The following is a 14,742-nucleotide window of genomic DNA, read 5'->3' as shown; positions in this document are numbered from 1 at the left end:
CGCCGGTGAGCGCGCTGCTATCCTGCCGCTCACCTGCTCAGCCCTACGCAAATGCACATGGCGCACCTGATCGAAAGCGCAGCCTGGCACCGCCTGATCGGTGGCCTGATCGAAGCGCTCGACAAACCCAATTTCTGGAACATCCTGCTTCGCTATCTCGGCGACGTGGTGCGCTTCGACAACTGGGTGGTGCTGCAGTTCTCGCGCGAGCACAAGCCGGTGGTGCTGGCCGAAAGCCCCAACCCTGATGGTGGCGACGACGAGCTGTTCCAGGACTATCTGAACGGCTTCTATCTGCTCGACCCCTTCTACATCGCCTGCATGGACGAAGCCCGTGCCGGCCTGCAGCGGCTCGACGACGTGGCGCCCGACCGCTTCGAAGCCGAAGACTATTACCAGCGCTACTTCAAGCTCAATATCGTGATGGACGAGGTGCAGTTCAATCTGCCGCAGTCCGATGGCACGGTGCTGATCCTGTCGCTTGGCAGCCAGCATCGCTTCGGCATAGACGAGATGTCGGTGCTCAGCGCCATAGCTCCCTGGGTGCTGGCCTTGATGCGTCAGCGCACCACCAACCATGAGTTGCGCGAAGTGCTGCCGCAAAGCATGGAGTGCGTGAGCGAAACGGCTGATACCTCGTCGGCCCTGGCGCGCGGCTCATCCAATCTCACCAACCGCGAGATGGAAATCGTGCACCTGCTGCTCAGCGGTTTCTCGTCCAAGGGCATAGCGCAGAAGCTGAAGATCTCGCCCGAAACGGTCAAGGGCCACCGCAAGCACATCTACACCAAGCTCGGCGTGAAGTCGCATGCGGAGCTGTTTGCGATCTATCTGCAGGCGAAGAACGAGGCGCGGTGAGCGCTGAGGCTCTCGGGCTCAGTCCGGTGCCTGTTCGCGGATCGCGGTTTCAAGGAACGCCCAGAGCGCTTCGTCTTCGCTGAACGCCACATTGAAGCGCAGCCAGCCGGTCTGCCGGGGCTCGATGTAGAACAAGTGCCCGGGGCCGAGCATGATGCCGCGCTCGGCCGCCTGGCTGGACAAGTGAGCCGAGTCGGCCAGGTCGGGATGCCGGGCCCAGAGGTACAAGCCGGCAGACTGCTCGCTGAACAACTCGAACCCAAGCGCACGCAGCCGCGCAGCCACGCGCTGCTGCGCACCGGCGAGGCGCTCGCGCACGGCGCTCAGGTGCTTTCGCCAGCGACCCTCGGTGAGTGCGCGGTGGATCAGGCGCTCGTTCAGGCCTGAGGACGTGAGGCCCGACACCATCTTGCGCAGGGCCAGTTGCTCCAGCAAGTCGCTGCGTGCGGCCACATAGCCGACGCGAAGATTGGGCGAGATGGTCTTGGAGAAGCTGCCCAGATAGGCTACACGCTGCAACTGGTCGAGGCTGGCCAGCGTGGGATGCAGGCCGGGGTCGAGGTCGGCATAGATGTCGTTCTCGACAATCGTGAGATTCGCCTGCTCCGCCACTTGCAGCATGCGCAGAAGCTGGCGCAGCGGCGCCACCGAATTGGTGGGGCTCTGCAGCCGCGGCTGGGTAAAAATGGCCCGGGGCTTGTGCTCGGCCAGCGCCGCCTCGAAGGCGGCCATGTCGTAGCCCTCGGCCGTGCGCGGCACCGGAATAAGGCGGGCACCGAGAAAGCGCAGGATGTAGAGCACGTTCGGATAGCCGGGCTCGTCAACCAGCACCGCTTCGCCCGGCTGCACAAGCTGGCGCGCCAGCAGGTCCAGGGCCTGGCTGGAGCCCTGGGTGAGCAGCACCTGATCGGCGCTGGCGGAAACCTGCCGCTCCCGCAATTGATCAGCCACCACACCGCGCAGGCCTGGGTGTCCGAAGGGATGACCATAGCCTCCAAGATCAGCGTCTTCGCTGGCCAGCTGACGGAAGGCGCGGCGCAGGCCATCGTCGAACAACCAATCCTGCGGCAGCCAGCCGCAGCCGGCCTTGATGGCCAGTGTGCGGCTTTCGAAGATCTGGCGCAGATACCACTGCGCGTCGAACTGCACTGCCTGCGCTGCATCGTGCGGTGCTGGCACGGCGCTGCGCTGTCGCACGAAGAAGCCGGCATGCGGGCGCGACTGCAAGGTGCCCAGGGCCACCAGCCGGTCATAGGCCTCAACGACGGTGAATACGCTCACACCCAGCGTCGGCGCCAGTTGCCGGATCGACGGCAGGCGCGCCCCCGGCGCCAGCGTGCCGGCGGCCACAAGGGACTGGAGTCCATCGACGATCTGGACGACCAGCGGTACGGCGGATTCGGTATCGAGTCGAAGCATGAAGCAGGCGGTGAAGTGGCTTGGCTGTACCGGTGTTCGGCCCTGTACAGACGCGGGCTGTGTGGCAATCACTGTACCTGTTGCCGGAGCGCGCGGCTGCCTACATTGGCTGCCAATCACACAGCTTGGAAGGCACTCATGAACTCAGCGACTCTGACCAACGAAAACCTGATGGCGCGCCGCCGCGCGGCGGTCGCACGCGGTGTGGGCCAGGCCCATGAAGTCTTTGTGGCGCGCGGCAGCAATGCCGAAGTCTGGGACGTGGAGGCGCGCCGCTACGTTGACTTCGCTGGCGGCATTGCCGTGCTCAATACTGGCCATTGCCACCCGGCGGTGATAGCTGCAGTGAAAGAGCAGCTTGACCTCTACACCCACACCTGCTTCCAGGTGCTGGCCTACGAGCCTTATGTGGAGCTGGCCGAGCGGCTCAACCAGCTGGCGCCCGGCCACTTCGAGAAGAAGACGCTGTTGCTCAGCAGTGGTGCCGAGGCGGTGGAGAACGCGGTGAAGATCGCTCGCGCCTACACCCGCCGCTCCGCCGTGATTGCCTTCACCGGCGGCTACCACGGCCGCACGATGATGACGCTCGGCCTCACCGGCAAGGTCCAGCCCTACAAGACCGGCTTCGGTCCGTTCCCGGGCGAGGTGTTCCATGCCGAGTTCCCGAATGAGTTGCATGGCGTCTCGGTCGACGCGGCCATGCATTCGCTGGCGCTCATCCTGAAGAACGATGTTGAGGTCGAGCGCGTGGCGGCCTTCATCGTCGAGCCGGTGCAGGGCGAAGGTGGCTTCTATGTGGCGCCGCGCGAGTTCATCGAGCGGCTGCGCGCTCTGGCCGACCAGCACGGCATCCTGCTCATCGCCGATGAAGTGCAGACTGGCGCCGGCCGCACCGGCACCTGGTTTGCCAGCGAGCAATGGGGCGTGGCGCCCGACCTGATCACCACGGCCAAGTCGCTGGCAGGTGGCTTCCCGATCTCGGCCGTGGTGGGACGTGCCGAGGTGATGGATGCACCCGGCCCTGGCGGCCTGGGCGGCACGTATGCTGGCAGTCCGATTGGCTGCGCTGCTGCGCTGGCGGTGCTCAAGGTGTTTGAAGAAGAGCAATTGCTCGCGCGTAGCCAGGCCGTGGGCGAGTTCCTCGGCGCGAAGCTGCGCGACATGGCAACGCGAGTGCCCAATATCGGGGATGTGCGTGGCCTGGGCGCCATGGTGGCCATCGAGTTGTTCGAAACCAGGAACGGCCAGGCCGACCTGCATCGCCCGGCTGCCGAATTGACCCGCCGCGCGGTGGCCGAGGCCTGCCGGCGCGGGCTGATCCTCTTGTCCTGTGGCAACTACGGCAATGTGATCCGCATCCTGGTGCCGCTCACCGCTTCCGACGCGTTGCTGCAGGAAGGCTTGCTGCTGCTGGAGGCCAGCCTTCAGGCTGCGCTGGGAGTGCAGCCATGAGGCATTCGCCTTTGCACTTGTTGAAAGACGCGGCCCTGCTTCGGGTCGATGCCTTGATCGACGGACGCTGGATCGGCGCGCCCGAGCGCTTTGCGGTGACCGACCCGGCCACCGGCATCGAGCTGGCGTGCGTGCCTGCCCTGAATGCGCGCCATGCGGAAGATGCGATCCAGGCGGCCCATCACGTCTGGCCGGCCTGGCGTGCCACGACCGCCAAGGAACGCGCGTCGCTGCTGATGCGCTGGTTCCACCTGATGCAGGAGCATGCCGACGACCTGGCCATGATCATGACTGCCGAGCAAGGCAAGCCGCTGGCCGAGGCGCGCGGTGAAGTGGGCTATGCGGCCAGCTTCATCGAGTGGTTTGCGCAGGAGGGCCGGCGCGTCTACGGCGAGACCATTCCCACGCATGACCGCGACAAGCGGCTGCTGGTGCTGAAGCAGCCCATCGGTGTTTGCGCCGCCATCACGCCGTGGAACTTTCCGCTGGCCATGATCACCCGCAAGGTCGCGCCTGCATTGGCGGCGGGCTGCCCGGTGGTAGTCAAACCTGCAGAACAGACGCCGTTGTCGGCGCTGGCGCTGGCCGAGCTCGCGCAGCGCGCCGGCTTTCCGCCCGGCGTGCTCAATGTCTTGACGTCTGATGCAGCCGGTTCCATTGCCATCGGCCAGCGGCTTTGCATCAGCGAGGAGGTGCGCCATCTGTCATTCACCGGCTCCACTGAGGTAGGGCGGGTGCTGATGATGCAGTGCGCACCGACCATCAAGAAGCTCTCGCTGGAGCTGGGTGGCAACGCGCCCTTCATCGTCTTCGACGACGCCGATGTGGACGCCGCAGTGGAGGGCGCAATGCACAGCAAGTTTCGCAATGCCGGGCAGACCTGCGTCTGCGCGAACCGCTTCTATGTGCAAGATGGTGTGTACGACGAGTTCGTCACCAAGCTGGCGGCACGCGCTGCGGCGCTGCAGCCGGGCAATGGCTTCGAGCCGGGCGTGAATCTCGGCGTGCTGATCGACGAGGCAGCCGTGGCCAAGGTGCAGCGCCATGTAGAAGATGCGCTTGGCAAGGGCGCTCGGGCATTGACCGGTGGCCACGTGCTCGCAGCGCGCTTGTTCGCGCCCACCGTGCTGGCTGACGTCAGCGCCGACATGCTTTGTGTGCGCGAAGAGACTTTTGGGCCGGTCGCGCCGGTGGCGCGCTTCAGTACGGAGGCGCAGGCCATCGCCCTGGCCAATGCCAGTGAGTCCGGCTTGGCTGGCTACTTCTACAGCCGAGACGTCGGTCGCATCTTCCGTGTGGGCGAGGCGCTGGAGTGCGGCATGGTGGGAGTGAACACCGGCTTGATCTCCACGGCCGAAGTGCCTTTCGGCGGCGTCAAGCAATCGGGCCTGGGCCGCGAGGGATCGCGGCATGGCATCGAGGACTATCTGGAACTCAAGACCTTGTGTCTGGGCGGAATGGCATCGCCCTGACTTCGCACTCTCGGGCAGCCGGGTGCGCACGCCCCGTGGCCAGGCTGCCTTCTTGCTGGCGGGGCGATACAGGAGTCAGATGTGAATCGGTTTTCCCATGTCCTCATCAGCGTCGCAATCGGCGCCGCCAGCCTCCCTGCCTGGGCCGACAACTTCGACCTGCTCAGCGGCAGCGGCACCGTCAGCCGCAGCCAATTGGGCTACAGCTACCTGACGACCAGCGCGACCGATCCAGGCAGCCTGATCGACGTCTCCGCCTACGCCTTGCCAGCCACCGCCGCGCACCCGACCAATTTCCTGCAAGGCACGCTGGCCCTGAACAACACCGCCACCAGCGGCGGCTTCCAGGAGGTGGTGGATACCAACAACTACACGTCCGCGGCCGACGCCACGCGCAAGCACCTGCCGCCCTTTGCCTTCCAGTACATCCAGACCGGCAGCCACATCTTCCCACTGCAGCGGGGCGCCATAGCGAGCACCCACCCGGAATGGGAGTACGTGCTGGCGCCGGGGCGCGTCTGGAATGAGACCAGCGACAGCGGCTACAGCCGCGTAGCCTTGCCGTTCGCGCTGATGCAGAAGAACCAGAACTGCGTGCACAACGGTGTGATGAGCTTTCTCTTCAAGGCCGACGGCACGATCTCCAAGCTCAGCTACCAGATTTCCTCCGAGACCTGCTCGTACTTCAAGGTGAACATGTGGGGCGTGCTCAGCGCCAGCTACACGCCGCAGCAGATCACGAATGCCGCCAGCCTGATCACCGCCTACCAGGCTGAGGTGGCGGCCCGCATGCCGGTGAGGCCGCTCAGCGCGCTTGCCACCGACTATCCGTCCTCAGGCATCAATGTGCAGAAGCTGCGCACACCTTCAACGACGGTGGCCGCGCATGTGAGCACGGTGGGATTCATCAGCGATGGCGTGCACTACCGCGGGGGATGCACCACACGCTACGGCGAGTATCCGTACTGCGATCAGTTGATCCTGCCCAGCTACTCCACCGCCAAGTCGGCCTTTGGCGCGCTGGCCCTGATGCGGCTCGAAAAGAAGTATCCGGGCACTAAGAGCCAGGCGATCAAGACGTTGGTGTCGAACTGCAACATCACGAAATGGAACGGCGTGACCATCGAGCACGCTTCGGACATGGCCTCCGGCAACTACACGTCCACAAGCTATGAGGTGGACGAAGGCGGAACCGCGATGTCCAACAACTTCTTCTTGCAGACCGGCCATGCCAACCGTATCAACTTCGCCTGCACGCAGTGGCCGGCCAAGGTGGCGCCAGGCAGCAAGTGGGTCTATCACACCTCCGACACCTACCTGGCCGGCACGGCGATGAACGCCTACCTGAAGAGTGTTGAAGGCAGCACCAAGGACATCTACACCGACATCGTGGCCGGCGAGCTCTGGAGTGCGATCAACGCCAGCCCCACCGCCAAGTACACGCGCCGCACTTACGACACGACGGCCCAGCCCTTGACCGGCTACGGCCTGGTCTATCTACCTGATGACGTGGCCAAGATTGCATCCTTTGCCGGCATCAATCTGGGTGTGGCCGGCGGCGTGCAGTTGCTCGACACCACGCTGCTGAATGCAGCATTGCAGAAGACGCCGGCCGACCCCGGCCTGGTGGCCACCACCGACACCCGCTACAACAACGGCTTCTGGGCCTACAACGTGAAGAGCTCGCTCGCCTGCGCCAGCGACAAGTACGTGCCCTTCATGTCGGGCTTCGGCGGCATCACCATCGCGCTGATGCCCAACAACACCATCTACTACATGTTCAATGACAACAGCCAGTTCCTCTGGGTGGATGCGGTGAAGGAGTCGGCCAAGATCCGCGCCATCTGCACTTGAGGCAAGCTGGGTGTTGGCGAGGTTCTCAAGCCACCTGACGAGGGGCTTGAGAACTGCCTGCTGAGGCCCCCGTCGAATGGCGGCCGATCAGGCCTTATTAGCCCTTCGATGCAGGCTTGGGCGTGGCGCGGGGCTTCTCGTAGTCGGCCGGCACCTTGAACAGGCTGGCATCGGGCTCGCCGCGCTTGATGTTGCTGAGCTTGTAGCTCACTTCGCCGGTGCGCGGGTCGAAGTCCCGCGAGCTGACGGTGAGCATCAGGTCGGGCGAGGTCCAGACCTCGCGGGTCGTGACCATGGGCTTCTCGTTGCCCTGCTTGCCAGCTTCAACAGTCCAGGTCGTGCGTTCGCCGTTGACCTTGACGCCTTCGATCTCCTTGCCGCCCAGCGAGGTCAGCACACCGGGGCCGCGAGGTGCCAGCGTCAGGGCACGCAATTGCACGTTGGCCGGGACGGCCGGCATGGCAGTCATTGGGGGCATCGGCGGCAGGGGTGCCATCGGCGCGACGGCGGTGACCACCTTGTCGCCGTCGCCCACGCGTATGACTCGGACCTCCACATCGCGGCGCACACGGCCCTTCTCGTCGGTGCTCTCGGTTTCCTTGATCAGGGCCGGGGCCGGCGGAGCCGGGGGAGCCGGTGGTGCGGCTTGTGGCGCACGCGGCGTGCCGCCCTCGCTGACGATTCGGCGGTACTCACGCATTTCCTTGCCGAACTTCTCGCCCAGGCCGCTCCAGCTGGCACCGTCGCCGAAGCTGAAATTGAAGTTGGTATTGATGGCGATGCGCAGGTTGCGCGCGGTCTTGCTGTCAGGGTCGAGCGCCCAGTGCTCCTTGGCGACGGGGTCGTTCAGGAAGATGCTGCGCTTGCCGTTGCGCTCGACTTCCTGGCGGGTGCGACCTTCGCTGTCGCGGCACAGGCGGCTCACCTGCTTGCGATAGATGCGGTTGCCATCGGCCAGCGGCTGGATGGTTTCGTGGATGGCGTCCGCGCAGTAGGGCGCTCCCTTGACCACGCGCTCCTGGCCCAGCTCGTGGGCGGCGAATGCCATGTCCTGCGCCATGAAGCGGGCATGCTCGCCGGCCTGCGCGGCTGCATGAGCGCGCGCTTCTGCGCCCTGGGCCCGGGCGACGGCTTCGTTGGCGCGCTGTTGCGCCTGGCGAGCGCGGTCCGACTCGCTGGCCGCGCGAGCCTCGTCGGCGGCATCGGATTGAGCGATGGCGGCGCCGGCGCTCAGGCTCAGGACCAGGCCGCAGGCGGCCGAGATTTGATGCAGTTTCATGATGGTCTTGCCTCGTTGGACGAATTGGTTGAGCGAAGAAAAGAAGAAGCGATCAGCGGACAAAGCGCACCGCCAGTACATCGCCGGATTGGTGCATCAGGAGTTCGGCCTTCACCCGTTCGCCGGCCTGGCCGGGGTCGTAGGGCAGGCCCATCAGCGCGAGGCGGTCGCGCGGCATGTCGGTGGTGACCAGCCAGGCCTTGGCCTGGCCGGTCTCACGCAGGTAGCTGGCCCAGCGATCTGCGGGCACCAGGGGCACAAATTCGCTGGCATAGCTTTGCTGGGCCGGATCGGCTGGCGGCTCCAGCAGCAGCAGCGCACTGGCGGCCACCAGCACAAGCGCGCAGACGCCGGCGCCCGACCAGGCCAGCGGCGCTGCCCAGCTGGCACGCGGGCCGGCGGCGCCGAGGCGCTTCCACCAGGAGGCGGCGGTGCTGGGTGCCTTGTCCTTGGGCCGGCATTGCAGCGACAGCTGCATGGCATGGCGAGCCGCGGCTTCGCGCTGGGCGTCTGGCCCTTGCTCGTTCAGTTCGCCGGCGCAATCTTCGAGCCAGGCCGACAGGGGGCGCAGGCTTTGCGGAGTATGGAGGTTGGTACTGCTGTTCATCGCTGTTCTCCACGGCCGGCATTCAGGTCTTGCGCCAACCGAAGGCGCGCCCGGTGAAGGCGGGTGCGCAAGGTATTGATCTCCACGGCGGCGATAGCGGCCGCCTCGGCATAGGGCCGCTGCTGCAGGTCCACCAGCACCAGGGCTTCGCGCTGCGGCCAGGGCAGGCGGCGGATCGCGGCCCAGACCTGCGCCTGGTCCTGCGCGCGTACCAGCAGGTCTTCGGGCGAGGGCTGGGCTTCGTCGCTGGCCGCCTCGTTCTCTGTGTCGGGTGCGCCAGGCTCGCGCCAGCGCTGCATCAAGGCATGGCGGGCAATGCCGGCCAGGTAGGCACCCAGCGTGCCTCGCAGCGGGTCGAAGCCGGCCGGCCGGGCTGCCAGGCTGACAAAGGCGTCCTGCATTGCGTCCGCCGCCCAGGCCGGGTTGCCGCTGAGCGCCAGCGCGTAGCGATAGACCGAGGCCGACTCGCGCCGGTAGATCTGGTCCAGCGCTTCAGGCTCGCCCTTGCCGAGCCGGCGCAGCAGGGCGACGGTTTCGAGGCTGGCTTCGCTGGCGGCGGCCGGGCTGACAAAGGGCATCATGGGTGGCGGGTCATGCGACGTGTGCTGACTCTATTGCGCCGGGCTGGCCAAAAAGTTCCCGCCGATTCTCAAAAAGGCGAAAAAAAGCCCCGGCTCTTGCGAGGCGGGGCTTGTTCGTGGCCGGCGTAAGCGGGCCGCGAGGCTTCTTGCTTAGAACTCGTAGCGAGCGGTGGCCTGCACGGCCCACTGCGATTCGCCCTTGACTTGCTTCAGCGTCAGGTCGTCGATGTTCGTGTTCACCTGGTAGATGTACTTGCCGGCGGCGTTCAGGCCGACGTAGTTCACGAACGTACGCTTGTTGCCACCTGCCGAGGCGAAGCCGACTTCGTTGATGCGGCCCCAACGCGGGTTGATCAGGTTGCCCACGTTCAGGATGTCGAACGAGAACGTGCCCTTGTGCTTGTCGGAGAAGCCCGGGATCTGCTGGCTGATGCGCAGGTCGAAGCTGTTGACCCAAGGCGACAGGCTGCCGAAGCGCTTCACGACACCGCCCTTGGAGTCGCGCAGTTCCTTGTAGGAATTGACGATGTTCCAGAAGTTGGTTTCGTTGGCCTTGTTGGTTGCGGTGTCGCCCAGGAACTCGACTTCGCCCGAACCGACGGCCGACGGGATGTACATCAAGTCATTGATGGTGCCGTCGCCGTTCATGTCGTTGCGATAGGTCCAGCTGTAAGGCTTGCCCTTGCGACCTTCGTAGAACAGGCCGACCGTGGTCTTGTAGTTGCCGATGAAGGCCTTGGACCAGTTCACGGCCGCGCTGACGCGGTCCTTGATCAGGGCTGCCGAATTGCCGGTGCTGTCTTCGTTCGGGTTGAAGATGGCGCGGGAATTGAAGTTGGAGTTCGAGACCGAGGAGGTCAGCGGGCTCACTTCAGTGGCGGCCGAGCGGGTGTAGGCCACCTGCCAGCCAAAGCCCAGGCGGGCCGGCTTCGAGACTGCCAGCGTGATCGAGTTGCCGCCGCCCTTGTTGCTCTCCACCGCTTGCAGCACGTTGTTGAACAAGGGGTTGCTCAAGGCACGCGTGCGGGTCTGGCCGGACGGCGTTGCGCAGGCGCCGGTCGTGTTGTTGCCGCCGGTCGCGGTGAAGCAGGCCGGGTTGTAGCCTTCCGGACGGAAGTACATCTCGCGGCCGTCAGGACCGATCTTGGTGGCAGCGCCCAGGTTCAGGTGCTTGTAGTAGATGCCCGATTCGGTCTTGGTGTACAGCCATTCAGCCGACCATTCCAGGCCGCCGAAGGGCAGTTGACCGTCATAGGCCAGGTTCAGCTTCCAGACCGAAGGCTGGCCCAGGCCCGACTGCACGAAGTCGACGTTGGCCGCCGGCTGGGTGCCGGTGAACGAGGTCGTCTGCTTGGACGGATCCGGGTTGAACAGGCCGCCGGTGTTCGGGCAGCTGCTGAAACCGGAGATGCCGCAACCGATGATGCGCGTGGCCAGGCCGGTGTTCGAGTAGGGGTTGGACAGCCAGACGTTGGCTGCGGCACCCTGGAACAGGCCGAAGCCGCCGCGCACTTGGGCCTTGTCGTCCTTCTTGGAGCTCAGCAGGTAGTTGAAGCCGAAGCGCGGCTGCACCAGGCTCTTGCCATCCACCGTGGCCGAGTTGTCCAGACCGAAACCGCCGGAGTTGCGGGTCACTGTCGTGCCGACCACGCTGCCGGCCACCAAGGCTGCGCCAGCGGCTGCGTTGTAGGCAGGCTTGTCGCCGGTCGAGAGCTGGTCAAGGCGCACGCCGGCCGTGATCGTCAGCTTGTCGTTGACGGACCAGGTGTCCTGCAGGAACAGGCCGGTCTGGGCCAGCGACCACTTGGCAATGCCGTCTTCCAGCGTGCCGCCCGGCACAGGCGTCTGCACCTGGTAGTTGATCGGGCGACCCAGCGAGAAGTTTTCCAGCACGGCCGCTTCGACCTGCGCAGACGTCATGCCGGCGCAGGAGTTGGCGCCGGAGGTCGGCAGCACGGTGCCCGGGGCGATGCCCGGAATCGTGCTGTAGGCCCAGCCGTTGTTGCAGTTGAAGGTGTAGTTGCCGTTGGTGTTCTGGAAGAAGGCGTTGAAGACCTTGTTGTTCTGGTAGTCGGCACCGAACTTCAGTTCATGGTCGTCGATGACCCAGTTCGCACCGAAGTACGCATCCACGGTCTTGGTGTCCAGGATGTTGTAGTGACGGCTCAGCTCGGTACCGAAGTTCACGAAGCGGTTGCCGGTGCTGGCGCCAGCGGGCGAACCGGCAGGCACCGCACCGCTGAACTGCAGCGCCATGGCCGGCAGCTTGCTGTTGTTCTGCGGTTCGCTGTGATAGTCGCGGTTCGAGATCTTGACTTCGGTCGAGAAGTTCGGCGTCCAGTCGGAGAAGACCTGGCCGATGACGGTGTCGATCTTCTTCTTCTGGTTCCACCACCACGAGGTCAGGTTGATGGCCGAGGCGCTGAAGGAGCCGAAGTTGGTTTCGTCCTGCTCTGTGCGAGCGAAGCGGACGTTGGCGCGGTGCTGGTCGCTGATGTTCCAGTCCAGCTTCACCAGCGAGTCCTTGACGGTCAGCGGGCTCGGGCCGATGGAGTCGCCGACGTCCATGTTGTACTTGGTCTTGGCGATGTTCTTCAGCGAGTCCAGCGAGGACTGCGAGATCGGCACGGTGGTCAGCTGGCTGCCCACGGGGCCGAATTCGGGCTGTGCGCGCGTGCTCTTCAGCTCTTCATAGCTGGCGAAGAAGAACAGCTTGTCCTTGACGATCGGGCCACCCAGGGTGAAGCCCTTGGTGTCTTCCTTGAAGGGCAGGAAGTTGAAATAGTTGCCCGCGGCTCGGTTGTAGCGCTGGCCGACCAACTTGTCGTTGCGGTAGACGTAGTAGACGCTGCCCTTGAGCTCGTTCGTGCCCGACTTCGTGACGGCGTTGATGTTGGCGCCGGTGTAACCCTTCTGGGTCACGTCGTAGTTCGAGATGTTGACCTGCACCGACTGGATCGCATCGATCGAGATCGGCTGCTTGGCCGTCGGCATGTTGTTGGCCTCGAGGCCGAAGGTGTCATTGATCGTGACGCCGTCGATGGTCACCGAGTTGTAACGCACGTTCTGGCCGGCGGCCGAGATCTCGCCACGTTCCTTGTCGGTCTGCGACAGGCGCGGGTCGGTGCGGGCGTAGTCCTGCAGATTGCGGTTGATCGAGGCGTAGGCGTCGAGCTCGTTGCGGCCGATGCTGGTGCCGGCGCCCATGGTGCCGCTGTTGAACTTGCTGGCGGCCGAACTGCCGGTGATGGTCACCGTCTGCAGCTGCTGCGAGCCCAGGCGCAGGTCCAGGCTCAGGTTCTCGGCCAGGGCCAGGAAGATGCCGCTGCGGGCTTCCTTGTCGGCACCCTTGGTGATCGTGATGTCGTAGGGGCCGCCAACGCGCAGGCCACGGGCGGAATAGCGGCCTTCGGCATCGGTGGTCAGCGTATTGGTGGAGCCAGATTCGCGGTGAACGATGGTCACCGTGGCGCCTGCCACTGCCTTGCCGTCAGTGGCGGTGATGCGGCCGTTGATGGCCGCGGTCGTGTTCTGTGCCATGGCCGGCGCTGCCGCCACGATGGCCACCGCGGCGCCCAGCGCCGACAGCGAGAACCCTGTCCAATTTCTGTTACTCATCTGTGCTTACTCCAAAAAAGATGCCAACGAATCCGGGACGCCGTACGTCAAAAAAATGTAGCACCCGAGGGGTGCGCAAACGTTTTGCTCAACGTTTGCGCCACGCCCGAGAAAGTACGGCTTGAAATATCCACGCCTTTGTGACTGTTTGCCGCCTGGTTGCCCCGGTACTTTCGCGCAGCCAAGCGACGCCTGAACTGCGGGCGAGCTCGGCGGCGACTGTGCCGCGCGCATGTTGTGGGTCTGTGACAGTCGGCATGACGCTACAAACTCCCAGGCGACTTGCACCGGCCCCTCAGGGGGCCGGCTGGGGCGCCAGACGCAAGGTTCGTATCGTCGCCGCGAATGCCTCGGACTGCTGTTGTGAGCGGCAGACAAAGTGTTGCTTTCGATGCAGCTGCCCAACGCCGGAAGACCATCGATTTGCGCGAACGCAGGCTTCGTTGGTGATTCAGGTGCGGCTTGATGGCAGATCAAGTCACCGGAATTTTCTAGTAATTTCAGGATGTGTGCGCACGCAAACATTCCATTTTGGTGCGTGACGTTCGGGTGAAACCCCAAGTGCGTGCATCGGGTCATCCTTCTACATTCATCCCACTCGAAGCGTGGCTGTGCGAGCAGCAGACGCCGGCGGGGCTGAGGAGACATACACAAGCAGAGCAACACGAACGAACTGATTCGTTGACATACACAATTCGCGGGCGCCGGCCACAAGCCAGGCGCCCGTTCTTTTTCGTCGCATGCCGACCCCTCTTCGTCAACCTTTGTCCTGCGAACCGAGCTGAGCCCCGATGATTGAACTTGCTGTGGCCGCTGCCGCCTCCCTGCTGGCCGGCTTTGTCGATGCAGTGGTCGGAGGCGGCGGTCTGATCCTGGTGCCCGCACTGTTCGGCGTGTTCCCGCAAGCGGCGCCGGCCACGCTGTTCGGCACCAACAAGGGCGGCGCCATCTGGGGAACCGGCTGGGCGACCCTGCAATACGCCCGCCGCGTCGAGATGCCCTGGTCGGCCCTGCTGCCGGCAGCCACTGCGGCCCTGGTCGGCAGCTTTGCCGGTGCCTGGGCCGTGACCCTGATCAACCCGGACGGCCTGCGCAAGGCCTTGCCCCTGATCCTGCTGGCCGTGTTCGCCTACACACTGGCACGCAAGGACCTGGGCCGGCTGCATGAGCCACGTTTCGCCGGCCGCTTGCAGGCGCTCATCGCCAGCGCAATCGGCCTGCTGATCGGCTTCTATGACGGTTTCTTCGGCCCGGGCACCGGCAGCTTCTTCGTCTTCCTGTTCGTCCGTTTGCTGGGCTTCGATTTCCTGCATGCCTCGGCCAGCGCCAAGCTGCTCAACACCGCGACCAATGCGGCTGCGCTACTGCTGTTTGGGATGAAGGGCCATGTCTGGTGGCATGTGGCAGCCGTGATGGCTGTGACCAATGTGGCCGGCAGCCTGATCGGCACCCGCATGGCACTGGCGCGCGGCGCCGGTTTCGTGCGTGGCATGTTCATCGTGGTGGTGGGAGCCTTGATACTCAAAACGGCCTGGGACGCCTTCTTGAGGTGATACTCGGGGCGGCTACCATTGCGAGCTCAGGCTACGCCCCACACAATTC

At 64.7% G+C, this 14,742-nt stretch carries 10 protein-coding genes; 5 read left to right on the top strand and 5 right to left on the bottom strand.

Annotated features, from left to right (window positions below; all coding sequences use genetic code 11):
• Positions 1-57: 57 nt before the first annotated feature.
• Positions 58-858 (top strand): helix-turn-helix transcriptional regulator, encoded by an 801-nt coding sequence (locus V3596_RS13070; RefSeq protein ID WP_334278194.1) that lies wholly within the window; start codon positions 58-60, stop codon positions 856-858.
• An 18-nt stretch (positions 859-876) separates the two neighbouring features.
• Here the strand turns inward: V3596_RS13070 and V3596_RS13065 are convergent, their stop codons facing one another.
• Positions 877-2,277 (bottom strand): aminotransferase-like domain-containing protein, encoded by a 1,401-nt coding sequence (locus V3596_RS13065; protein ID WP_334278193.1) that lies wholly within the window; start codon positions 2,275-2,277, stop codon positions 877-879.
• Positions 2,278-2,415: 138 nt separating this feature from the next.
• Here V3596_RS13065 and gabT point away from each other — a divergent pair, with 138 nt between their 5' ends.
• The 3 genes from gabT (at position 2,416) to V3596_RS13050 (ending at position 7,055) form a co-directional block, all read left to right on the top strand.
• Complete coding sequence (gene gabT / locus V3596_RS13060; protein ID WP_334278192.1) at positions 2,416-3,729, top strand: 4-aminobutyrate--2-oxoglutarate transaminase; 1,314 nt, start codon at positions 2,416-2,418, stop codon at positions 3,727-3,729.
• On the top strand, positions 3,726-5,201 hold the full coding sequence (locus tag V3596_RS13055) for an NAD-dependent succinate-semialdehyde dehydrogenase (protein WP_334278191.1): 1,476 nt from the start codon (positions 3,726-3,728) through the stop codon (positions 5,199-5,201). Before gabT ends, V3596_RS13055 begins: the two co-directional genes overlap by 4 nt.
• An 81-nt stretch (positions 5,202-5,282) precedes the next feature.
• Positions 5,283-7,055, top strand: coding sequence for a hypothetical protein (locus tag V3596_RS13050; RefSeq protein ID WP_334278190.1), 1,773 nt, complete (start codon positions 5,283-5,285; stop codon positions 7,053-7,055).
• 97 nt (positions 7,056-7,152) lie between these two features.
• Here the strand turns inward: V3596_RS13050 and V3596_RS13045 are convergent, their stop codons facing one another.
• The 4 genes from V3596_RS13045 to V3596_RS13030 form a co-directional block, all read right to left on the bottom strand.
• The gene (locus tag V3596_RS13045; protein WP_334278189.1) at positions 7,153-8,334 is read right to left on the bottom strand and encodes a hypothetical protein; all 1,182 of its coding nucleotides are present in this window, start codon (positions 8,332-8,334) and stop codon (positions 7,153-7,155) included.
• Positions 8,335-8,386: 52 nt separating this feature from the next.
• The gene (locus V3596_RS13040) at positions 8,387-8,941 is read right to left on the bottom strand and encodes a hypothetical protein (protein WP_334278188.1); all 555 of its coding nucleotides are present in this window, start codon (positions 8,939-8,941) and stop codon (positions 8,387-8,389) included.
• The gene (locus V3596_RS13035; protein WP_334278187.1) at positions 8,938-9,522 is read right to left on the bottom strand and encodes an RNA polymerase sigma factor; all 585 of its coding nucleotides are present in this window, start codon (positions 9,520-9,522) and stop codon (positions 8,938-8,940) included. The genes V3596_RS13040 and V3596_RS13035 overlap by 4 nt, the downstream gene beginning before the upstream one ends.
• A gap of 150 nt (positions 9,523-9,672) precedes the next feature.
• A complete protein-coding gene (locus tag V3596_RS13030) occupies positions 9,673-13,140 on the bottom strand; it encodes a TonB-dependent receptor (RefSeq protein ID WP_334278186.1) in 3,468 nt (1,155 codons plus the stop codon).
• Between the two features lie 791 nt (positions 13,141-13,931).
• Between V3596_RS13030 and V3596_RS13025 the strand changes: the two genes are divergently transcribed.
• Positions 13,932-14,693 (top strand): TSUP family transporter, encoded by a 762-nt coding sequence (locus V3596_RS13025; RefSeq protein WP_416383982.1) that lies wholly within the window; start codon positions 13,932-13,934, stop codon positions 14,691-14,693.
• Positions 14,694-14,742: the final 49 nt, after the last annotated feature.

Origin of the sequence: Roseateles microcysteis, from assembly GCF_036880965.1 — a bacterium.
GTDB lineage: Bacteria > Pseudomonadota > Gammaproteobacteria > Burkholderiales > Burkholderiaceae_C > JAUASW01.
This window is presented reverse-complemented; position numbering and strand designations above follow the sequence as displayed.